The sequence below is a fragment of the Rhodopila sp. genome (assembly GCF_035548235.1).
Taxonomy (GTDB): Bacteria; Pseudomonadota; Alphaproteobacteria; order Acetobacterales; family Acetobacteraceae; genus Rhodopila.
The window spans coordinates 15,150-35,874 of the sequence record NZ_DASZTJ010000136.1 but is presented as its reverse complement, the minus strand read 5'-3'; the positions used below and the strand labels follow the sequence as shown (position 1 = coordinate 35,874).

The following is a 20,725-nucleotide window of genomic DNA, read 5'->3' as shown; positions in this document are numbered from 1 at the left end:
GTCACGCGCTGATCTCCGCGGGCTCGTTTCCGGCCGGTTCCATGCCGACGGCGCGGACGAGTTCCTCCAGTGTGGTTTCCCCCACCAGGACGGCGGTAAGACCGGCATCGAACATCGTCTGCATGCCACCGCCGACGGCGGCGCGCTCGATGCTGGCATGATCGGCACGAGCGTAGATCAACTGTTCGATCTCCGGCGTCATAGACAGAAACTCCGCCACCGCCATGCGGCCGCGAAAGCCGGTGTCGCGGCAGACCGGGCAGCCGACGGATCGGCCGATCATGACGGGACGGCTGGCGGTGCGGCGGCTCAGCCTGAACCGCTCGACCACCGAGGGGGGGGCGGGTTCGATCCGTCGGCAGACGGTGCAAAGCCGGCGGATCAGCCGCTGGGCCATGATGCCGCGCAGGACGGCTGTCAGCAGATAGTCCTCCAGGCCCATGTCGCGCAGACGGGTCACCGCCGCTGCGGCAGAGTTGGTATGCAAAGTTGACAGTACCAGATGCCCAGTCAACGCCGCCTGGACGGCGATCTGTGCCGTCTCGCCGTCGCGGATCTCGCCGACCATAATGATGTCTGGATCCTGCCGGAGGATGGAACGCAGCATCCTGGCAAAGCTCAGGTTGATCTGGGTGTGGATCTGGCTCTGGTTGATCCCGGGCAGCTGGTATTCGATCGGGTCCTCGACCGTCATGATTTTGCGTGTCTCGGAGTTCAGCGCCAGCAGACCTGTGTAGAGAGTGGTCGTCTTGCCGCTGCCCGTAGGACCGGTGACTAGGATGATGCCATTCGGCAGTTCCAGCGCGGTGGTCAGCTGCGTCACAACCGCCGGCGCCAGACCCAGCTTCGGAAAATCGAGCACGACCGAGGACCGATCCAGGATGCGCAGCACTATCGTCTCCCCGTGCAACGACGGGATGGTCGAGACACGGAAATCCACGTCCTGCCCCCGCACCGCCATTTTGATGCGGCCGTCCTGAGGGATCCGCCGTTCGGCGATGTCGAGCCGCGCCATGATCTTGACGCGTGACGTGATGGCGGCTGCGAGCGTGCGGGGCGGCGATTCAACGGTCTGCAGGACGCCGTCGTAACGGTAGCGGACGCGCACTCGGTCCTCGAACGGCTCGATATGGATGTCAGAGGCCCGGGCCTCCACCGCGCGCGTGATCAGCTGGTTCACCAAGCGGATCACGGGACCCTCGCTGGCCAGGTCCTTGAGGCGTTCGGTGTCTTCTTCCAGCGGTGTGTCTGTCGCAGACTCCGTCGAGTCGGCGGTGTCCTCGGTGGGATAGAGGCGGTTCAGCGCGGCTTCCAACTCGATCGGAACCGCGATCTCAACAACCACACGCCGCCCGGTGACGGATGCGACGGCTGGCTGGGTGAACGGGTCCAGCGGATCGGCCATCGCCAATACGAGGTGGTCATCGTCGGCCTCGATGGGGACTGCGCGGCTGTGACGCAGGAACGATGTGTTCAACTGGTCAGACAGCGCGACCGGCACAGCCGGATAGCGTTCCGGTGCGACGATCCGGGTCGACAGCAGGACGGCATAGGCTTCGGCCAAGCCCCGTTCGGAGACAAGGCCCAACTGGATCAATACGGAATCAACACGCTGATCCGACTCCGTGGCAATTCGGCGGGCACGCACCAGCGCCCGTTCATCACAATGGCCTTCACACAGCAGGATATCACCCAGCGCTGTCAGCCTCTCTTCGGTAACGGTTTCCTGCATGCTCCCTGTCGCGCTGCAACGGGCAGCTGGGGCGAATGTGGTCCAAGTCGCGCCCAAGTAATAGGCCACAATCGATACTGTCAGAATACTGTCATGAAAGCCGTGCTTCCGTAGGGTTCCCCAACTGGTCTAATACGAACCGGCGTTGATCGCGACCTTTATCGTCGTGATTGGTCCTGCGCCAATCATCCGCGACGTTGGCCGTTGATGTCGCAGCAGTCGTGAATGGCTGGGACGGGTCTGACCCCGGCAGGAAGGATCAATGTCGACGCGGTTTGATATGATACCATGGGGGGTGTTGATGGTCTGTCAGGCCAACGTTCTTCAGGGTTGGGCCCTGCGATGAAGGTCGGGACGGGCTTCACGCTGATCGAGATGACCGTGGTTCTGGCGATCCTCGGCCTAGTGGTAGGGGTCGTGATAACACGCCAGCCTTGGCGCAGCAGCCGACTGGATGCCGAGGCGACTGTCCGCGCGGTCATCGATGTGTCACGTTTAGCGCGGTCGCGTGCGATCGCCCAGGACCGGGATGTCCGGGTCGACCTGGCATATGACAGATTCTCCGTGGATGGCGGCCACGCCTTGCCGTTGCCACCGGGTGAGGCATTACGGCCAGGACGGGTTGTTTTCTTCGCCGATGGTGGAGCTCGGGGCGGCCCGATCCTGTTGCTCGCTATGGGTGGCCGCTACGGCATCGATGTAAACTGGCTTACTGGCCAGGTCAGCGGCGTCCAGATAACCGCGCACTGACGTCCGTTGAAGGTTCAAACTATGCTGGGACGTTGCTTCGCGTGGTGGTTGAGTCGAATGTCTGAGCTAACGCCAAGTTTTTTGGTGCGAACGAAGAACGAGATCCGGATCGAGGTCGATCCTTCTCTCGAAGTGAGATGGTATCTTCGTCGCGGCGGGCAATGGGTTCCGCTCAGCCCGGCGGATGCGTTGACCAAGGGAGTGGGACGCCGGAAAGGCCGGCGGTCCGTAGTGGTGCGACCGCCAGTGGAACTGGTCCTGACCAAAAGCCATACCGTCCCCACCGTCCCATTGGATCAGATGCAACAAGTGTTGCGACACGAACTGCCACGGATCACACCATTTGCCACGCGGGATCTATTCTGGCATTGGACCAGTCGCCGCAGGCCGAGTGACCGGACACGGACCGACGTGACGGTGACGATGGTGCCGAAAGCGTCCCTGATGCCCGCACTGCGGATTCTAGAGCAGGCCGGACTGTCTCCTTGTGCCCTGGAAGTTGGTTCGGAGGACAGGCCGACCTGGTTGTTGGCGGATACGGCAATGGAACGGGAGATCGGTTGGGCGCCAAGGTTGGCGACCCTAGCCGGCGTACTCGCGGCCGTGGCCTTGGTGCTCCCGTTCGGAGCGCAGGAGGTGGCACTGCATCAAGCAGACACCGCAATCGAGCAGTTGCGGCCGGCAATTATCCAGATAGACGCGCTGCACCGAGACATCAGTGCCGGCAACGATAGTCGCACGGTGGTCGCACAGGAAGTAGCTCGGACCGGCGACCTCCTGGAAACGATTGCCGCGATCACGAAGATCCTGCCCGACGACACCTACCTGACCGACCTCTCCTTGCGTGACCGCCAAGTGCTGCTCGGTGGGCAGTCTGCCTCGGCAGCACACCTGATCGCCGACCTGTCCCGCAGTCCCGCCATTCGGAATGCCGCCTTCGCCGCGCCGGTGACCCGCGCGCAAGGAGCAACGGCCGATGTATTCTCGATCAAAGCCGAGATCGCGCGATGATGACGGATGCGTGGCTGACCGGGGTGTGCGGTCGAGCCTTGGCCATCGGGGCAACGGTCCTGGCATTGGGCCTGGTCTGGTTCGGCGTTGTCGCGCCAGCGCACACCTTTTTCGAGGATCGTGCGGCGACCTTGGCACGACGTGAGATGCTACTGCGACATATGCGCCAGATGGCGATGAGCCTGCCCGCGTTGCGTGAGGCGGCGGCGCGGCATGGCTCCGGCGATTCGGATGAGGGGCTGGTCGTACCAGGTAATACGGACGCCCTGGCTGCAGCCCGCCTGCAGGAACAGGTCCAGCGCATGGCTACCGCCGCGGGTGCCAGTCTGACGACGGTCGAGACGCTGCCGACCGTGTCGACTGGGTCTTGGCGCCGGATATCGCTGCGGATCAGCCTGACCGCGCCCTGGTCCGTGCTGATCGGCCTGTTGCGATCGATCCATCAGGGACCGACCCGCATCCTGGTAGACGACCTGCACGTCCAAGCGACGCTAGCGGCTAAGCCCACGGCAGCGGAGCCAGTTCAGGCTTCCGTCACACTCTATGGCTTCCGGTCGAGCGAGCAATCGGCGATGCGATAGCGTCAGGTGGTTCGGCTAGTATGGCCACCCGGTGCTGCGGAGAACGGGCCAGCTATCGTAATCACGCCGTTGCTGGCCGCCACCGGCAACGAAGGCAGCGGTTGCGGGGCGGGACCGGCGACGACGACCCCCCCATTGGCCGGATCGTATTCGGAGCCGTGGCAGGGACAGCGCAGATGATGGGTCAGCGCGATCCAATTGGAGACGAGACAGCCGGCATGTGTGCAGATGGCAGAGAACGCAACGACCTTGGCCGGCGTCGCGCCGTGGCTGTCCAAACTGAGGATCAGGATTTGGTTGAGCCGATTCTGGTCGCGCAACGCACCGGTCGCGGGGTCCATCGGCCATGCTCGCGTCGGTGCGTTGCCGGGTTGGAGCCCCTCTGATCGCAGAGGTACATGGGATGGGTCACTATATGCAACGAGCATATCGCCCAATTGTGGCGGCTTGATCGTGGGCTGGGAGACAGACCCCTGAGTCGCGGTCACGGCGATGGAGCCTAGACTAGTATTCAGGAACTGACGGCGGGGTACGATCATGCCACCTAGAGTGATTCTTTAGGGTGTCAGTTGCTAGTCGTCAGCGATATCAGAAGGCACTCAGGAAAGGCAAACGACAATTCCGCGACATTTCGGGCCAGAGATTGGGCTGCCGAACGGTCGTATGCTACTGCCATGTCCTGAAGGGACAGGGCTTCATGGCTGCTAAACCTTCTCCCCCTTTAGATCGAGCAGTATCGGATGAGCGAGAAAGGCCTGGTGGCCAACATGCTGTGTATCTACGATTCTGAATACGGCCGGCCCAACCGATCGTAGCCACTCGCCAGCTTGCCATCGTATTGAAATGGTCCTGCAGGTTCGAGCCGGCCGCCGGAATGTCGCCGACCACCTCGATGCCCAGTCGTGCAGATTGCTCGGCCGGACCCAGGCCAGAGGGCACCAGCAGTTGGGCGAGCCCTACATCCCGCCTGACGCCGTGATCTCCCGCCGCACCAGCGCCATGTGCCGCCCGACCGCAGTGCGGAACACGTCAGTCCCACGGTTTCCCGTCAGCAACACTTTGGTCGCATGCGTGCCGGGTGGATGCACAAGTTCGCCGGCGGGTTGGACAAATAGACCTTGGTTGCGGCCGCGGTTCGGTCTAACCGCCAATTAACCTAACGGACCCATTGGAGTGGGCCCCTGCGGGTGGACGGAATCAAGCGTCAGCTTTGACCGTCTGCTGAGCATGTTGATCCTCGAACTGCATCGGGCTGAGATAGCCGAGGGCCGAGTGCATCCATTTTGAGTTGTAAACCTCGTCGATGAAGCGGGGAAGATCGGCGGTGACATCCTCGAACGTCTCATAGGCGGCCAAGTAAACGGCTTCGACCTTGAGCGTTTTCATGAAGCTCTCCGCTTTGGCGTTGTCGTACGGATTGCCGTGGCGACTCATCGAGCCTTTCAGTCCATGGGTGGCAGCAGCTCGCGATATGCCTCCGAGGCGTATTGCGAGCCTCGGTCTGAGCGGTGAATGCAGCCCTTGCTGGGATTGCGGCCTCTGGTCGCCGCCTTCAGCGCGGCCACGGCGATGGGGGCGTCCATCGATCGGCTGATCGCGTAGCCGACCACCTTGCGTGACCAGGCATCCAGGATGGCTGCCAGATAGACGAAGCCACCAGGAATGGCGACATAGGTGAGGTCCGCCACCCAGAGCTGGTTCGGGCGATCGGGAACGAGCGTCTTGGCCAGATCGGGATAGATCGGCCCGGCATGGTCGCTGTCCGTGGTGACCACATAGCGCCGACGCCGCTTCGGCTGCAGGCTGTGCTCGCGCATCAGGCGGCGCAGCTTTTTGCTGTTCACCACCACACCCTGGTGGCGCAGCGCCGCTCCGACCCGCCTGTAGCCGTAGCACTCGAACTCGTCGCAGATCAGGACGATGCGGGCGACAAGCTCGTCCGCACCAACAGGAACGGGAGCCGCGTCGTAGAAGGTGGATCGCGCGAGGCCCATCAGCTCGCACCCTCTTTGGATGGAGATGGCACGGGGCCGGTGACGACGGAGGTGGTCGCGCTTCTCGGCCAGGGTGCGTGCTTCAAAGCCCCCTTTTAGCAGCTCGATCTCGAGCGCCTGGCGACCAACCATCCGTTCGAGAGCAGCGATCCTGGCCTCGTATTCCTGGATCAGGTCGGCCGCTTGTACATCCTCGTCCAGCGCCCCGGCCTCGAACTTGCCGACTCAGATCCGGATCAACTGTCGCGAAATGTCGTGGCGTTTGGAGAGCGCGTGCAAGGTCTCGCTGCCGATGAGCTCCTCCGCCACCTGCCGCTTGAACGCTACACTATGGGATCGGTGTCTCGTCATGGCTTCCATCCTCCGGAAGCCCAGCAAAGGGGGTCAATTCAAAACGTCTATCCTGTCCACCCGCAGGGGCGCACTCCAAATCCGGGGTCAGACTTGCGCGTCGATTGACAGGTTGCTTTCCAAGTAGTGTCTATATCTCGGCCAGACGGCCTGCCGCTGCCAGGCAACCAGTCGAACCGGCGCCCGTTACAATGAGGTCGTATGTCTCAGCCTTCGGCTGGTCATGCCCCACGATTGTTGGCGCCAGAATCGTCTAATCCGCGCTGGCGGGCAAATATCCCCGTATCTGTTTGGGGGTCGGCGGATCAAGCCGAGCAGTTCGCGTGCTGGATCTCGTGGTTGGTGCAATTGGGCGGGCGGTCCCGGGTTGTGTCATAGTAGCGCATGGCCGATCAGCTAACGCGAAGACAGCAAACCTTAGGCTGCTCGGCTACGAAAGGCTGCCATAGCACGACCAGACCCCTACCTCTCTGCCAGCGTCGTATCACGCACCAATCGAGCTTGCATGGCATCGGTTGTAATTTCACTTTAGCGTGGCCATTCGCCCATTCTGGAAACGTGGCGGATCTTTATCTGCTTGGCTTGGCGCGGTGACAATAATTCGTTATCCAGGCATTAGTTGATCAATCAATTACTACGCTTGGGAGTTCGTTTTTATTTCGTATAAACCCATGTGCGATACATCAAAATAGATTTTAATTCTTTGTACAGTGACATTCTTCAACTATATGTCATCCGCACTTTTCGCTTTGCAACCAAATTCACCTACAAAGATACTACTTGGGGTTGTTTGGAGGTTGACATGCGCATTCTCCTTGTTGAGAGGACACGAAACTCCGTCTCCTCATATCTTGATCATCAGCACTTTGTGCTTCTGTGCGCAGAAGATGCGGACGAAGCGATGTCCCTACTCCGCTATGATAGTTTTGATATAGTCGTCCTCAATATGGGCTTTCGCATCTATGACACATTCGGTCTAATCCGCCGGATGCGCGCTGCCAAAGACAATACTCCCATCCTCGCTCTGACCGGTGCCAAACCCCATGATCGAGTAAAGGCCCTTACCCTTGGGGCTGACGATGCGGCGTCGCTTCCGCTGGAGTACTGCGAGTTGCATGCTCGGCTGGCCAGTATCGTGCGTCGAAATCGAGGCTTCAGTCAGTCGATGCTGGAGGTCGGCAACTTGAGGTTGTGTCTGGCCACCCGCCGGACCCATTTTGGTAAGGCGGAAATCCACTTGACAGGCAGAGAAATGGATATTTTGGAAGTCTTGATGCTTCGCAGAGACTCAATCGTGACGAAGTCGACGCTGCTCGACCAACTTTACGGAGGCATCGATCAGCCGAATGCGAAGATTCTTGATGTCCTCGTCTGCAGACTTCGAAAGAAATTGGAGCAAGCTGGCGCAGAACATCTCATCCGTACCGTTTGGGGGCATGGTTATACTGTCGTAAGTCCAAGTCCCGAATGCACGGCAGGGGGGGATCAACTGGCGGCCTGAGTGCCGACGCGAAAGATTAGCATGCCATTGGCACCGTTTGATAAAATACTTCCAAATATGGATCGAGAACGGATCCGTGGCGGATGCAATCAACGGACGGGTCTGCCGCAGCGCTAGAGCTTTATAGGTTCAGGGTGGAGCGTATCCGGAGTTGCGGAGATAATTGGCACATTCCTGGGCAGTGAATTCGTCCAAGAGTGTTCCTATGGTTTTCCATGCCTGTTCGATGGATCGCGGGTCTGCTCTTCGTAGCAGGGCTTTTAGCTTGGCGAGCAGTTGTTCGATCGGGTTTAGGTCAGGACTGTAAGGCGGCAGGAAAAGCAAATGCGCTCCCGCCGCGCGGATAGCCCGGCGCACAGCTTTACCTTTGTGGCTGCCCAAGTTGTCGATGATGACGACAACGCCAGGCCGCAATGTCGGCAACAGGAACTGCGTGACATAGGCCAGGAAGCTGACCGCGTTGATCGGGCCATCGAGCACGCAGGGCGCGGTAATCCCATCGCAGCGCAGGGCTCTCAGGAAGGTCAGCGTCTTCCAGTGTCCATGAGGCACCTTCGCGACCAAGCGCTCACCCAAGGCACTGCGACCGTGCGTCCGCGTCATGTTGGTCTTCACCCAGGTTTCGTCGATGAAAACCAAGCGTTTCGGGTCAAGCTTGTCCTGATGCTTTTGCCAACTGCCCGTCTCCTTCAATCGCCGCGTCCAACGGATCGCCGTCGAGACGCTGACGTCAAAGCGCTCAGCCGCCGCCCGACAACTCAGACCAGACGCAACCGCCGCCACCACACGTTCGCGCAGGTCCAGAGAATACGGAGATCCCATTCATGCTGGCCTCCTTCATCCCAGCCAGCAGCTTGAATCTGAATAACCCCCGCGTCGAGAAATCAAAAGCGAGTCAACCTCAACCTATGACGATCTAGTCCTCGACCCATCACGTCCTGAACTGGATCGCAGACAACTGTATGCGGTACCGGGAGTAGCTGGCGCTTAGAGCGCCTTCGCAGGGCACCGACCGTCCGGGCGCGAGATATAGATGCGCAACCGTTCCCTTTTGTTCGATCGCGGCTGGGGAGCGGGTATCCATCAACTGCATGGAACCAATCCTAGCTTCAGAGTCCAGCTAGTGGCGCGATCAGTTCGGCCGGTATATGCCGATCCTAGCCAGCAACCTGCTTCTTCGAGACGCATCCGTGAACGCCGAATAGGTCGTTGTCCGCCGGTTGTCGGTAGGAACACCACGTTTGTGATGGATACGGGTTGGATCGTTCGGTAGCGGCACTCTGGATCGTGCCGCGTCTCCATTATACTAGACCGTTCGCCTTCACGACCTTCATTACGTCGTCCGCATGCCCCGTCACGCTGACTTTCCGCCATACCCGCAACACCTTACCGTTGCTGTCGATCAAGAAGGTGCTGCGTTCCATGCCCATGTACTTCCGGCCGTACATCGATTTTTCAACCCAGGTCCCATATTTCTCCGCCACCGCGTGGCTCTCGTCCGATGCAAGCGGAAATGTCAGCTTGTATTTTTCCGCAAATTTCTCGATTGGCTTCATCTTGTCTGGCGATACACCAATCACGTTGATCCCAGCCGAGGCGAAATTCGGAAGCGATTCCTGGAACGAGCAGGCTTCCTTAGTGCAGCCTGGTGTATCTGCTTTCGGATAAAAATATAGGATGAATGGTTTGCCCTCATAGTCTGCCAGAGAGACGGTCCGTCCCCCCGAAGCCGGCATAGAGAAATCCGGTGCCGCGTCGCCCTCCGTCACACTCATGCACTTGCCCCTTCTATGTAGTGCCTGAACAGGTAACGAACCTGCTGGGCCATCTCGTCCGATTTACGCAACAGCGACGAACTGTCAATTGTCTGGAAGCCTGCCTTGGCCGCCGCTTTTAACAACGGTTCGGCCGACGCCTGGGGCAGTGCATCCTTGCCCGTCTGCCCCACCGTCAGGCGCAGCACGCCCTGGACCGTGCGCCACAGCAGGTCGGCCCGGATCAGCGTCTCGGCATCCTGGCCGCACATCAGGCCGGCGTCTGCCAGACGCCGCAACGCCACCTTGCCTGCCTGGTCCGGGTGAAAAGCCGGTGCGCCGACATGGATCAATTGCAATACTTGGGCGATGAACTCGACGTCTACCATCCCGCCCTGTCTATGCTTCACGTCCCAGAGACCGTGCGGTCGCAACTCCTTCGCCATACGCGCCCGCATTGACGCTGCGTCCGCCCGCACCTGTGTCGCTTCCCGCGGCCGGCACAGTGCCTGCCTGATCGCTGCTTTCACCCGCGCCCGCAAAGCCGGCGGTCCAGCAACGACCCGGGCGCGCGTGAGTGCCATGCGCTCCCAGGTCCAGGCGTCGCCGTTTTGATGGTAGCGTTCGAACGCCGATAGCGACACCGCCAGCGGCCCCTTATTGCCGGATGGCCGCAGGCGCATGTCGAGGGCGTACATCGGTCCCTCAACCCCCGGCGCCGTCAGCGCGCCCACGCAGGCCTGCACTGCTCGAACGAACCACTGTCCCGGCGACATCGGCCGAGCGCCATCGCTCTCAGTCACGTCAGTCGGATGGTCGTAAATGAACATCAGGTCCAGGTCGGATCCGGCCATCATCTCCAGGCTGCCCGCCTTTCCCAGCACCACCACCGCCAACTCGCCACCCGGTACCCGGCCATGCCGACTCTCGAAATCCGCCAACACGCGGGGCAGCAGCACTCGCAGCGCACTATGCGCCAACGCCGACCGTTCCCGTCCCGCGGCATCCGCGTCCAGTTGCCCATCTAGCGTGGCGACTGAGATCAGGAAGTCGCGTTCCTTCACACGGCGGCGTACCTGCTGGATCACATCCTCCAGCCGAGGGGTGTCTCGAAGCAACCGCTGTATCATCCGCTGTGCGTCGTGCGCCGATTCGCCGGCGAGCATGCCTTCCAGCGCTGCGGGGTTTCGGACGAGGTGCTCAGACAAGATCGGCGCCGCGCCCAATACTTGCGCCACACGCTCCAGCAGCACAGGATTGCGGTGAAACAGCGACATCGGCTGCACGCCGGTCGGCAGGGCGCCGATGAAGCGGTCGAAGCGGCTGAACGCCTCGTCCGGTTGCGTTTGCCGAGCCAGTGTCGCCAGTACCTGCGGCACCATCAATGTCATGAGGTCCCGTGCTCGGCTGGACCGCAAGGCGCGCACATGGCCGGCCAACCAGCGCCGTACGGCGGCGACCACCCGGATGGGATCGGTGAAGCCCATCGCTTTCAGCGCTGCTACCGTCTCGATTGGTTCCGGATGATCCCCGCGGAAATCTAGCTCCGGTCCGTCCCCGGCTGATTCGGCCGTTTCCGGCACGCTTTCGAACACTTGGCGGTAATGGGCGCGGACGACGTCGATGTGGCGGATCAGTGCTCCTGCAAAGGCGGATGCATCGGAGAAGCCGAGGAATATGGCGACGGCGGCCAGCCCCTCTGGCGTGCCAGACAGTTCATGCGTCTGGCGGTCGTTGATCATTTGCAGGCGATGTTCGACCATGCGGAAGAAACGATAGGCGTTGATCAGTCGCGCGAAGGCGGACGCGTCCAAATGTCCGGTCTCCACCAAGCGCTCGCCAGCAGCCATTGTGGATTTCAAGCGTAAGGACGGGTCCCGGCCGCCCCAGACGATCTGCAGTGTCTGGATCAGGAACTCGATGTCTCTGATACCGCCTTCCCCCAGCTTGACGTTGTAGCCTAGCAGGCGCGAGACCGGATCGGTCTTGTCAGAGAGCGCGGTGTTACGGTGCGCGTTGATCCGCCGCTTCAGCGCGTGGATGTCGGCGACGGCCGCGAAATCTAGGCCGCGGCGCCAGACGAAGGGACGGATGGCAGCCAGGAACCGGTTGCCTAGCGCTAGGTCGCCGGCGACAGGACGCGCCTTAATCATTGCCGCACGTTCCCAGTTCTGGCCCATGCTCTCATAGTAGCTCAATGCGCCTAGGAAAGAGACGGCGGGCGGCGTGGCAGAGGGATCTGGGCGCAGCCTCAGATCGGTACGGAACACGTAGCCGTCGGCGTCGCGTGCATCCATCAGTCCGATCAAGTCGCGGGCGAGGCGGGCGGTTACGGAGCCGATGCCCTCAGTCTGGGCGAAAGGTGCCGCCGCGGCATCATAGATCAGGATCAGATCGATGTCAGAGGAGTAGTTCAACTCCCGTCCTCCGAGCTTACCCATGCCCAGGGCGACGAAACCGCTGTTCCGGTCGGGATGGTCGGGAGTGGTCAGCGCGATCGTGCCTTTGTCGTGCGCGGCGCGGAGCAGGTGACGCACGGCCAGACCAAGGGTCTTCTCGGCCAGGACGGTCAGCGTCTCGGTGACTTGCTCGATCGTCCAGAGGCCACCAATGTCGGCGAGTGCAATGGCCAAGGCGGCCTTGCGCTTCGCTTGGCGCAATAGCGCGGCGATGGCCGGGCGGGGCTGAGTAGTGGGTGTGGTGTCGAGGCCAGCGAGAATCGATCGGAGCGTCGCGTCCGGGCCGAGGTCCAGGAAGGTCCTCAAGGTCGCGAACTCCCGGATCGCCAATTCGGATAAGTAGGGGCTGTTGCCGCCGATGGCCCGGAGGAGGCGCAAGGCGCCAGGATCGCACAGAATGTCGACGGCACCGGTCCAGCGTTGGCTTACTCGCTCGACTGTGCGTTCGGCTGCGGCCAAATCATAAGGGATCGGCCAAGTGCCATATCGAGGATCGATATCCGACCCCGTCACGCTCGCATCAGCCCGCGCACATGCACGGCGGCCGCAGCGGCCAGCGCGTTGAGGTCGTACCCTCCCTCCAGTACCGACACGATCTTCCGGCCGCAAAGTGTGTCCGCGATCTGGACTAGCTCATTGGTGATCCAGGCGAAATCCGGATTCTCCAGCCGCAGGTCCGCCAGCGGGTCGGCGATGTGCGCGTCGAATCCGGCGGAAACGATCAGCAGCCCCGGCTTGAACGCCCGCAGCGCCGGCAAAATGATTTCCGACCAAGCCGCCCGGAATGCCGGACCACCGTCCCGGGGACGCAGGGGAGCGTTAACAATGTTGTCCGCGACCCCACGCTCCGAGGGGAAGCCGGTGCCGGGATAGCACGGGCTTTGGTGCGAGGACGCGTAGAACAGGTCCGGATCGGCTTCGAACATCGCTTGCGTGCCGTTGCCGTGGTGCACGTCGAAATCCACCACGGCGACCCGGCGCACGCCCCAGACTGTCCGAGCATGGAGGGCGGCGACGGCGGCGTTATTAAACAGGCAGAAACCCATCGGCCGGTTCGGTTCCGCGTGATGCCCTGGTGGCCTTACTGCTGCAAAGGCCGCGCGCGCCCAACCTTCCATCACGGCATCCACCGCAGTGCAGGCCGCACCGGCGGCACGTGCGGCGGCCTCAGCGCTGCCATAGCTCATGAGCGTGTCACCATCCAGTTGCACTGGCTCGCCTAAGTCGGGTTGGATCGCGAGGATCGTCTCCACATAGGCCCGCGGATGCACACGGCTGAGTTGCTCAACCGTCGCCATCGGGGCCTGTTCGCGCAGCAGGTCGCTGAATTCCGGCGCCTCCAGAGCAGCCAGCACCGCTCGCAGACGTTCGGGGGTCTCCGGGTGGTAGGGGCCGGTGTCATGTTCTAGGCAGGCGGGATGCGTGATCAGGACTGTCGTCACGTCAACGGCCTTTCGGTTCGGGGGCGTCCGCCCGCCGGCGGATCAGAAAGCTGAATACGCCTGCTTCCTCGCTCCATGCCAGCAAAGCATGACCCGTCTCTCGGCAGAACGCCTGGAAATCGGCTACGGACGCGCGGTCGGTCGCCAGCACTCGCAATCGTTCTCCCGCCGCCATGCTGCGCAACGTCCGGTTCGCCCGCAGTACAGGCAATGGGCAGCTCATGCCTTTCACGTCCAGCAAGGTCTCGCTCATCCCCGCAACATGCGCAGACAGATCAATCGCGGCAAGACGGCTTGAGGGAATGGCGTCAGTTTGGGATGCTATGCCGTCATGACCCAGCATCGCATCGGCATCGATCTCGGCGGCACTAAGATCGAGATCATCGCCCTCGACCCTGGTGGCGTCGAGTTGCTGCGTCGCCGCATTCCCACACCACTCGGCTATGACGAAACGGTCCGGGGTATCAAGGCGCTGGTCGAAACGGCGGAGGCGCAGGTCGGCGCAGGCGCGAGCGTGGGAATTGGTATCCCCGGCGTCATCAGTCCGACCACCGGTCTGGTAAAGAATGCCAATTCCATCGCCCTGAACGGCCATCGCTTCGATCACGACATCAGCCGGGCGCTGAACCGTGAGGTCCGGGTCGACAACGACGCCAACTGCTTCGCGTTGAGCGAGGCGGTGGACGGTGCCGGCGCCGGGTTCGGCTTGGTATTCGGCGCCATCTTGGGCACTGGCTGCGGCGGCGGCATCGTCGTCGACAGGAAGATGATTCGTGGTCTGCACAGCGTCACCGGCGAGTGGGGGCACACGCCGTTGCCCTGGCCCTCGGGTCTGGAGATACCCGGTCCGCTCTGTTGGTGCGGCAAGTATGGCTGCTTGGAGGCCTATGTCGCCGGCCCCTCGCTTGCCCGCGACTGCGACGGTCCCGGCGCGCATGATGCGAGCAGCCTGCCCGCCCGAGCGGCAGGGGGTGAGAAGTCCGCAGAGCTGGCGTTGGAACGACATGCAGATCGACTGGCGCGCGGGCTGGCGGCGGTGATCAATATTCTCGATCCCGACGTGATCGTGCTAGGCGGTGGACTGTCGAACATGGACCACTTGTATGTCGAACTGCCTCGGCTGATCCCGGGTTACGCTTTTAGTGACACCATCCACACACCGATCCGACGCAACAAGCACGGCGATTCATCTGGCGTGCGCGGCGCGGCTTGGCTGTGGCCGGCGCAAGGGTCCTGAGCGGATGCTTGGCCTCTGCCGCGATTGCTGTCGCGTCGCGGAGGCCATGGGGCCGCGTTGCCCGGATTGTGGCGGCACGCGGCTGGTGCATCACCGTTCACTGACACGACTAACCATTGCGCACATAGACTGTGATGCCTTTTATGCCAGCATTGAGAAGCGTGACCGGCCGGAATTGCAGTCGAAACCGGTGATCGTTGGCGGGGGAGTTCGCGGCGTGGTCTCGGCAGCCTGTTATGTAGCGCGCATCTACGGCGTGCGCAGCGCGATGCCGATGTTTAAGGCACTGAAGGCCTGCCCCGACGCGGTCGTGATCAAGCCGGATTTCACCAAATACCTTGCAGCGTCGCGCCAGATTCGTGCCCTGATGCAGGAATTAACCCCACTGGTGCAGCCGCTGTCGATCGACGAAGCGGTACTGGACTTGGCGGGCACCGAGGCTCTGCACGGTGCGCCGCCTGCTGCCATGCTAGCGCGGTTCGCTCTGGACGTCGAGCGGCGGGTCGGTGTTACGGTCTCTATCGGTTTGGCCGCCAACCGGTTGATGGGCAAGGTTGCCGCCGGGCGTGAGAAGCCTCGCGGCTTCACCGTCATAGACGCCGAGGAGGCGCCGGTACTGCTCGCCCCCGAACCGGTCCGGCTGTTGCCCGGCATCGGCGTAGCCTTCGCGAAGCGGCTGGAGGTGTTGGGCATAACACGCCTGGGTCAATTGCAAGCCCTGTCCGAAATGGATGCGCTGCGGAAGCTGGGCGACGACGGTCTGTCGGCGGTACGCCGTGCGCGCGGTGAAGACCCCCGGCCCATCGATCCGGCGCAAGGCACAAAGTCGATCAGCGCTGAGACGACGTTCGATCAGGATCTGACAGATGCCCGTGACCTGGAGCGGCACCTCTTCCGGCTCTGCGAGAAACTGGCAAAACGACTGAAAGCCCAGGGATTCGCTGCTGCCGGCGTCGTGCTGAAGCTGAAAACAGCCACTTTTGTCACCCTCACCCGTACATCCCGCCTGCCAAGCCCGACCGCGCTGCCGGACCGGTTGTTCGTGGAGGCGCGGAGTATGTTGACCAAGGAAGCGACCGGCGCCGCGTTCCGGCTGATTGGGATTGGAGCACAGCCGTTAGCGCCCGGGGAGACGGCCGATCTGGGAGACTTGGCGGATCGGGCGGCACCGCGACTAGCAGCGGCTCAGGCGGCGATCGACACTCTGCGTGGCCGGTTCGGGGACACCGTGATCAAGCGAGGGCGGTTGTTGGGCTAGCAGGATGCCAGGATCGGGAGGAGAGGGCGCGCAGCCTTCACCATCGTGACAGTCGGAATAGACGATGCGCCTCACGAGCGTCACGACGTCGTATCCGACCATGTATTAGACAGCGATATAGAGCGGATCGTCGGATGGGCAGACGAGGACAAACGCTTCCCATGCAGCACTTGCCGATCCCGCCCAGATCTCCGCGACGCAGCGTGGATTTCGAGTAAACCGTTGCTGCCTCCAGATGCAGGGTGCCTTGATCGTCTATCATGGTGCTAAGGGGACTGGCCGGCTGACCGATATCGTACGTGCAGACAACAGGCGAGGGCCTGTTTGCTGGAGGGCGGTGTGGCGATGTCTTTCACCCTTACTGCCTTGCTCATCGCAACGATGGGGTTCGCGATCGGACGACACGGCGATTTATTTAGGACGTTATCGCCTGTCCTGCCGGTGCTGTTGGACCTTGCGCTCGTCAGCTTGGCGTTCCAGGTTTGGCTGGGTGTCGTTATGGATGGCCTCAGCAGCACTGGCGATCGGTTAATCCGGCGCCTGGTGTTTGCCCTACGAGGACCAGACAATTCATCGTCGGCGTCCTGCTCGGCCTGATCTAGCGTCCCTGCGTCGATCAGACACCGGGCGTAGTGTGGATGGTGGCTATGCAGGGTAAGGATCTGAGCAGCGTCGCGATGGTGATCTTCGTGTTCGGCGTTGGCACCAGCTTGCCGACGTTGGCAGTGCTGCGTTGGCGTCAGCGCGCCGATCCGGCTTGTGACTTGTCACCTTTCCATATCTGCGTGTGTGAATGCGCGTAGTGCGACGCTATTGCGCCGATTGGCAAATGCGTCTATCGCGGGCGCGCGACAGCCTTACAGGGAGGGAATATGGCCCTACAGGGAGGGAATATGGCACTGAAAATCTATGGCGTCCTGAGGTCTCGCGCGACGCGGCCCATCTGGATGGCGAAAGAGCTTGGTCTTTCGTTCGAGCACGTGCCGGTCATCCAGTCCTACCGCCTCCCCAACCCCAATGCCGCCGATGCGCCGTTGAACACGACTAGCCCGTCGTTCCGCGCGATCAACCCGAACGGACAGGTGCCGAGTATCGACGATGACGGTTTCGTACTAAACGAATCTTTTGCTATTACCCTCTATCTTGCCCGCAAATACGGAGGCCCTCTCACTCCCAAAGATGCTCGGGAGGACGGGTTGATGACGATGTGGACACTGTGGGCAGCGACTGAAGTGGAAGCATGTGCTCTGCGGGCGATGCAGAACAGTGCTACTGTCAAAACAAGGGATGAGGCGGTTTACGACACAGCTGGTACCGCGCTGAAGCCGAAATTCGCCGTACTGGACAAGGCCCTGAAGGAAGGGGGTGGGTTCCTGGTGGGCGAGCGTTTCACAGTCGCCGACCTGAATGTTGCAGAAGTGGTACGCTATGGTCAGGCGGCGTTGGAGCTGTTCGCCGACGCGCCGAATGTGCAGGCCTGGATCACCGCGTGCCAGTCGCGGCCTGCATTCAAGTCCATGATGGCGGAACGCAACAATGAGCCGGCTTAAACGTTATCGGACCCGCCACGCGTCAGATGACGTTATCAACATCGTCGGCCATCAGCACAACCCCGCCGGCTCGATCGTGACCCTCATCGGGCGCCCATAGGTATCTCGCTCATCCGGTAATAGGAAGCCCGGCGCGGCGCGTCAGACGGATGCCCATCCGCGAACGGAGTGAAACCTGGCATATAGGGGAATGCGACATGGCCACCAATGCTGCCAACATAGAACGTCCCGCCGATAAGTGCCATGGCGAAAGGTTGTGTGGGATTGTCAAGGAAATCTCACGGATTTCGGCAGCACCGTCACCATCACCATCACCATCACCATCACCGTCAGCATCGCGTAGCAGGGAGATGTGGTTAGCGCTGACACCCATCGTCGCAACCCGTAACGAGATCGTTACCATCTCACAATCGGATAACCGCGGAGCTGGGGTACGCTACTTCGCGGCATCGCAACAGGCGTCGGGGCTGAATAGTTTCCACCGCCAGCTGACGCTGGTCGCCGATGGATGTGGTGCGGGCCGGCATCGTGGGCCGGGCGGTGGCTATCACCGTTTCGACTATGGCCCTGACCTAGCTTGGGCCTATCGTGGCGGGTATCTTCACGGTGCGCATCGCGGTAGCCGCAGGGTGGGGTGCCAGACCGCTGGGGTGGACGCTGGGTCTGGGTACCGAATTGCTGAGCCAGACGTCAGGATGCGGGTTGGTCGTATCCGACATCCGTACGCGAAGCCGCCGTGGGGCCCTACATGCCGGCGCGTACCAAGGGGTTGTCGCATGGGGGAGTCTGTCATTGATACCGTCTATCGCCGCGAGAGGCGCCGTGTCTTCTCGACGCTTGTGCGCCTGCTCGGCAGTTTCGCCAGATGGCCCCGCTGAAATCCTGGAGGATGATCAGCTCCGCCTGATCTTTACCTGCTGCCATCCCAGCCTCTCGGAGGAGGCCCGGATCGTCCTGACCCTCCGTGAGGTCTGCGGCATCCCGACCGAGGCGATTGCGCGCGCGGTGCCAAGGCCGACAGCACTGGCGCAACGGATCGTGCGCGCTAAGGCGAAGATCCGGGATGCATGCATTCCTTACCGAGTGCCGGAAGAGCACGAGCTGCCAGAACGCCTGACCTCCGTGTTGCGAGTCATTTTACCTGATCTTCAACGAAGGTTATTCGCCGTCGGCCGGCGATAAGGTGACGAACGCGGAGCTTTCACAGGAGGCTGTCCGGCTCGCACGACCGCTCATGAGTCTGCTGCCTGTGCCCGAGGTTACTGGGCTACTCGCCCTCCTGCTACTGCAGGAATCGCGCCTAGCGGCGCGGGAGACCCAGGACGGGGAACTCATTCTTCTCGGCCAGCAAGATCGCGGGTTGTGGGACAAGGCCTTGATCCAAGAGGGACAGGCGCTGGTCGAGACCGCCCTTCTTTCTGGGCGATTCGGTGCTTATGCACTTCAGGCGGCCATCGCAGCGGTTCATTCTAATGCAGCCAGTCTGGACGAGACTGACTGGCCGCAAATCATCGGATTGTATAACGCCCTGCTGCGCTTGGAGTGGTCGCCCTGAACAGGGCCGTCGCGATCTCCATGTGCGACGGCCCCGCGGCTGGCCTAGCCCTTGTTGAGGATCTGTTCGGGCAACCCGGACTGGCGGATTATGCGCCGGCCTATGCGGCGCTAGCGGAGCTGTACCGCCGCCTGGGGAGAGTCGCAGACGCGCGTGGGGCTTTCGCGACAGCGTTGCGTCTTACGAAGCAAGAGGCGACGCAGCGGCATCTGCGTCGCCAGTTCGACGCGTTGGCGGGCGGTTAGCTTTGGCAGTTTTTTCCGAACCTTTGTCGAATCTGCCTAGCTTCATTCGACCAGGGAGTGTGACGGCTGCACGAAGCCGTGCAGTCACTGAAAGGAGCAAAGGATGAGCAAGCTCATCTTCACCATCCTGTCCGTGCAGGACCTCGATTGCTCAAAGCGGTTCTGTGAGCCCGTCGGCACTACCGTGAATCCCGCTTTCAGCGACCATACCGCAGCCTGCATAGGCCTCCGACGCCTTCCTGATCATGCTGCTGATACACAATAGATGACGTCAGTTTTCGCGGAAGTCGATCATGGACGCGCACACCCAAGCCCAGTTGCGGCTATAACCGCCAAGGTGGAAAAGGCTGCGGCGGGCGGCCAGGCCGATCCGACCCCGGTCCAAGGTTTCGGTTTCTATAGCCGCAGCTATGAGGATCCGGACATCACACCTGAGAAGTGACGTGGATGGACCCGAACGCCGCGCTTCCACATGCTTGACCCCAATCCAACAGGAGACAGTTATGTTGCAGCCAATCCCCTACCTCGCCTTCAACGGCAACTGTGCCGAGGCCATGCGTTTCTACGCCAGGATACTTGGCGGCGCGCTTGGCATGATGACCAACCGCCAATCTCCTTTCGCAGCGCAGTGTCCACCAGAGCATCTGGACCGGATCATCCATGCAAGGCTCGAACTCGACGGTGGGGCGTTCCTTTATGCCGGCGACTGTCCCGCCAGCATGCCCTACCAGGGGATGCACGGCGTGTCGCTCGCGTTGAACTACGACAGCGTCGAAAAGGCAAAAGAGGTATTTGATGCGCTTGCCGAGGGTGGCACCGTGACGATGCCGATGAACGAAGCGTTCTGGGCCAAGAGATTCGGTATGGTCACCGACAGATTCGGATGCCACTGGCTCGTCAATGGCGAAATGATCCATGTGGATCTGGCGGGCTGAAACTTGGATAAACTCTGGAGGGACGCTCTGAACCGCGGGGCGCCCGATCAGTGGAAGGCGTGACGGACATGAAGTATCTCTGCCTGGTTTACCTCGATCACGAACATTAGAGCGCGTGCCCAGACAGCGAGTGCTACGGCTTTGCTGGCGAGCTTGCTCGTACTGGCCGCCTGTTGGCAGCCGAACCGCTGCATCCGTGCCATACCGCAACGACGGTGTATCCGTAACAGACGGGCGTTACTTTACGATGGTCCGTTCGCCGAAACCAAGGAATTGCTTGCGGGATTTTACCTGGTCGACGCCAAGGACTTGAACGAGGCACTGAAGATCGCCGCGGAGATTCCCCCCCACGAAGCACGGAAGCATCGAG

Annotated in this window: 18 protein-coding genes and 2 pseudogenes; 11 read left to right on the top strand and 9 right to left on the bottom strand. The window is 61.5% G+C overall.

Features of this window, described 5'->3' with window-relative positions; all coding sequences use genetic code 11:
* Position 1: 1 nt before the first annotated feature.
* Positions 2 to 1,732, bottom strand: coding sequence for a GspE/PulE family protein (locus tag VHB27_RS12195; RefSeq protein WP_325600711.1), 1,731 nt, complete (start codon positions 1,730 to 1,732; stop codon positions 2 to 4).
* 342 nt (positions 1,733 to 2,074) lie between these two features.
* On the opposite strand from VHB27_RS12195, the gene VHB27_RS12190 reads away from it, so the two are divergent.
* The 3 genes from VHB27_RS12190 to gspM are packed head-to-tail and all read left to right on the top strand — an operon-like array spanning position 2,075 to position 4,074.
* On the top strand, positions 2,075 to 2,482 hold the full coding sequence (locus tag VHB27_RS12190) for a pilus assembly FimT family protein (RefSeq protein WP_325600709.1): 408 nt from the start codon (positions 2,075 to 2,077) through the stop codon (positions 2,480 to 2,482).
* 57 nt (positions 2,483 to 2,539) lie between these two features.
* Positions 2,540 to 3,493 (top strand): PilN domain-containing protein, encoded by a 954-nt coding sequence (locus VHB27_RS12185; RefSeq protein WP_325600707.1) that lies wholly within the window; start codon positions 2,540 to 2,542, stop codon positions 3,491 to 3,493.
* Positions 3,490 to 4,074, top strand: coding sequence for a type II secretion system protein GspM (gene gspM, locus VHB27_RS12180; RefSeq protein ID WP_325600705.1), 585 nt, complete (start codon positions 3,490 to 3,492; stop codon positions 4,072 to 4,074). The genes VHB27_RS12185 and gspM overlap by 4 nt, the downstream gene beginning before the upstream one ends.
* 2 nt (positions 4,075 to 4,076) lie before the next feature.
* Here the strand turns inward: gspM and VHB27_RS12175 are convergent, their stop codons facing one another.
* The 3 genes from VHB27_RS12175 to VHB27_RS12165 form a co-directional block, all read right to left on the bottom strand.
* A complete protein-coding gene (locus VHB27_RS12175) occupies positions 4,077 to 4,415 on the bottom strand; it encodes a ubiquinol-cytochrome c reductase iron-sulfur subunit (protein WP_325600703.1) in 339 nt (112 codons plus the stop codon).
* A gap of 856 nt (positions 4,416 to 5,271) precedes the next feature.
* Positions 5,272 to 5,508 (bottom strand): integrase core domain-containing protein, encoded by a 237-nt coding sequence (locus tag VHB27_RS12170; protein WP_325600701.1) that lies wholly within the window; start codon positions 5,506 to 5,508, stop codon positions 5,272 to 5,274.
* Between the two features lie 8 nt (positions 5,509 to 5,516).
* Positions 5,517 to 6,239, bottom strand: coding sequence for an IS3 family transposase (locus VHB27_RS12165; RefSeq protein ID WP_413788626.1), 723 nt, complete (start codon positions 6,237 to 6,239; stop codon positions 5,517 to 5,519).
* A gap of 982 nt (positions 6,240 to 7,221) precedes the next feature.
* On the opposite strand from VHB27_RS12165, the gene VHB27_RS12160 reads away from it, so the two are divergent.
* Positions 7,222 to 7,920, top strand: a complete 699-nt coding sequence (locus VHB27_RS12160) for a response regulator transcription factor (RefSeq protein WP_325600696.1) — start codon at positions 7,222 to 7,224, stop codon at positions 7,918 to 7,920.
* Positions 7,921 to 8,049: 129 nt separating this feature from the next.
* Here the strand turns inward: VHB27_RS12160 and VHB27_RS12155 are convergent, their stop codons facing one another.
* The 5 genes from VHB27_RS12155 to VHB27_RS12135 all read right to left on the bottom strand — a co-directional run bounded on the left by VHB27_RS12155 (position 8,050) and on the right by VHB27_RS12135 (position 13,828).
* Positions 8,050 to 8,742: an IS630 family transposase gene (locus VHB27_RS12155; RefSeq protein ID WP_325600694.1), complete on the bottom strand. Its 693-nt coding sequence runs from the start codon at positions 8,740 to 8,742 to the stop codon at positions 8,050 to 8,052.
* 479 nt (positions 8,743 to 9,221) lie between these two features.
* Positions 9,222 to 9,695, bottom strand: a complete 474-nt coding sequence (bcp, locus tag VHB27_RS12150; protein ID WP_325600692.1) for a thioredoxin-dependent thiol peroxidase — start codon at positions 9,693 to 9,695, stop codon at positions 9,222 to 9,224.
* Positions 9,692 to 12,592, bottom strand: coding sequence for a bifunctional [glutamine synthetase] adenylyltransferase/[glutamine synthetase]-adenylyl-L-tyrosine phosphorylase (locus VHB27_RS12145; protein WP_325600690.1), 2,901 nt, complete (start codon positions 12,590 to 12,592; stop codon positions 9,692 to 9,694). The genes bcp and VHB27_RS12145 overlap by 4 nt, the downstream gene beginning before the upstream one ends.
* Before the next feature lie 50 nt (positions 12,593 to 12,642).
* The gene (locus tag VHB27_RS12140; RefSeq protein WP_325600688.1) at positions 12,643 to 13,575 is read right to left on the bottom strand and encodes a histone deacetylase family protein; all 933 of its coding nucleotides are present in this window, start codon (positions 13,573 to 13,575) and stop codon (positions 12,643 to 12,645) included.
* Between the two features lies 1 nt (position 13,576).
* Positions 13,577 to 13,828 carry a sulfurtransferase TusA family protein gene (locus VHB27_RS12135; protein ID WP_325600719.1) on the bottom strand — a complete coding sequence of 84 codons (252 nt, stop codon included), beginning with the start codon at positions 13,826 to 13,828 and terminating at the stop codon, positions 13,577 to 13,579.
* Between the two features lie 78 nt (positions 13,829 to 13,906).
* Between VHB27_RS12135 and VHB27_RS12130 the strand changes: the two genes are divergently transcribed.
* From VHB27_RS12130 to VHB27_RS24785, 7 genes and pseudogenes are all read left to right on the top strand, one after another.
* Positions 13,907 to 14,812: an ROK family protein gene (locus VHB27_RS12130; protein ID WP_325600686.1), complete on the top strand. Its 906-nt coding sequence runs from the start codon at positions 13,907 to 13,909 to the stop codon at positions 14,810 to 14,812.
* 4 nt (positions 14,813 to 14,816) lie between these two features.
* Entirely contained in the window at positions 14,817 to 16,070 is a 1,254-nt protein-coding gene (locus VHB27_RS12125) for a DNA polymerase IV (RefSeq protein WP_325600684.1), read from the top strand.
* 893 nt (positions 16,071 to 16,963) lie between these two features.
* A complete protein-coding gene (locus VHB27_RS12120) occupies positions 16,964 to 17,620 on the top strand; it encodes a glutathione S-transferase family protein (RefSeq protein WP_325600682.1) in 657 nt (218 codons plus the stop codon).
* Between the two features lie 1,138 nt (positions 17,621 to 18,758).
* Positions 18,759 to 19,175 (top strand): annotated as a pseudogene (locus VHB27_RS12115) (DUF6596 domain-containing protein); the annotation flags it as partial.
* Positions 19,176 to 19,685: 510 nt separating this feature from the next.
* Positions 19,686 to 19,862 carry a hypothetical protein gene (locus tag VHB27_RS12110; RefSeq protein ID WP_325600680.1) on the top strand — a complete coding sequence of 59 codons (177 nt, stop codon included), beginning with the start codon at positions 19,686 to 19,688 and terminating at the stop codon, positions 19,860 to 19,862.
* Between the two features lie 61 nt (positions 19,863 to 19,923).
* Positions 19,924 to 20,355, top strand: a complete 432-nt coding sequence (locus tag VHB27_RS12105; protein ID WP_325600678.1) for a VOC family protein — start codon at positions 19,924 to 19,926, stop codon at positions 20,353 to 20,355.
* A gap of 141 nt (positions 20,356 to 20,496) precedes the next feature.
* Positions 20,497 to 20,697 (top strand): annotated as a pseudogene (locus tag VHB27_RS24785) (YciI family protein); the annotation flags it as partial.
* Positions 20,698 to 20,725: the final 28 nt, after the last annotated feature.

What these genes read in the sequence shown, in the direction of transcription:
- VHB27_RS12195 (WP_325600711.1), bottom strand. Translation starts at nt 1,732, where the DNA reads ATGCAGGAAACCGTTACCGAAGAGAGGCTGACAGCGCTGGGTGATATC.
- VHB27_RS12190 (WP_325600709.1), top strand. Translation starts at nt 2,075, where the DNA reads ATGAAGGTCGGGACGGGCTTCACGCTGATCGAGATGACCGTGGTTCTG.
- VHB27_RS12185 (WP_325600707.1), top strand. Translation starts at nt 2,540, where the DNA reads ATGTCTGAGCTAACGCCAAGTTTTTTGGTGCGAACGAAGAACGAGATC.
- gspM (WP_325600705.1), top strand. Translation starts at nt 3,490, where the DNA reads ATGATGACGGATGCGTGGCTGACCGGGGTGTGCGGTCGAGCCTTGGCC.
- VHB27_RS12175 (WP_325600703.1), bottom strand. Translation starts at nt 4,415, where the DNA reads ATGGACCCCGCGACCGGTGCGTTGCGCGACCAGAATCGGCTCAACCAA.
- VHB27_RS12170 (WP_325600701.1), bottom strand. Translation starts at nt 5,508, where the DNA reads ATGAGTCGCCACGGCAATCCGTACGACAACGCCAAAGCGGAGAGCTTC.
- VHB27_RS12160 (WP_325600696.1), top strand. Translation starts at nt 7,222, where the DNA reads ATGCGCATTCTCCTTGTTGAGAGGACACGAAACTCCGTCTCCTCATAT.
- VHB27_RS12155 (WP_325600694.1), bottom strand. Translation starts at nt 8,742, where the DNA reads ATGGGATCTCCGTATTCTCTGGACCTGCGCGAACGTGTGGTGGCGGCG.
- bcp (WP_325600692.1), bottom strand. Translation starts at nt 9,695, where the DNA reads ATGAGTGTGACGGAGGGCGACGCGGCACCGGATTTCTCTATGCCGGCT.
- VHB27_RS12135 (WP_325600719.1), bottom strand. Translation starts at nt 13,828, where the DNA reads ATGAGCGAGACCTTGCTGGACGTGAAAGGCATGAGCTGCCCATTGCCT.
- VHB27_RS12130 (WP_325600686.1), top strand. Translation starts at nt 13,907, where the DNA reads ATGACCCAGCATCGCATCGGCATCGATCTCGGCGGCACTAAGATCGAG.
- VHB27_RS12125 (WP_325600684.1), top strand. Translation starts at nt 14,817, where the DNA reads ATGCTTGGCCTCTGCCGCGATTGCTGTCGCGTCGCGGAGGCCATGGGG.
- VHB27_RS12120 (WP_325600682.1), top strand. Translation starts at nt 16,964, where the DNA reads ATGGCACTGAAAATCTATGGCGTCCTGAGGTCTCGCGCGACGCGGCCC.
- VHB27_RS12110 (WP_325600680.1), top strand. Translation starts at nt 19,686, where the DNA reads ATGACGTCAGTTTTCGCGGAAGTCGATCATGGACGCGCACACCCAAGC.
- VHB27_RS12105 (WP_325600678.1), top strand. Translation starts at nt 19,924, where the DNA reads ATGTTGCAGCCAATCCCCTACCTCGCCTTCAACGGCAACTGTGCCGAG.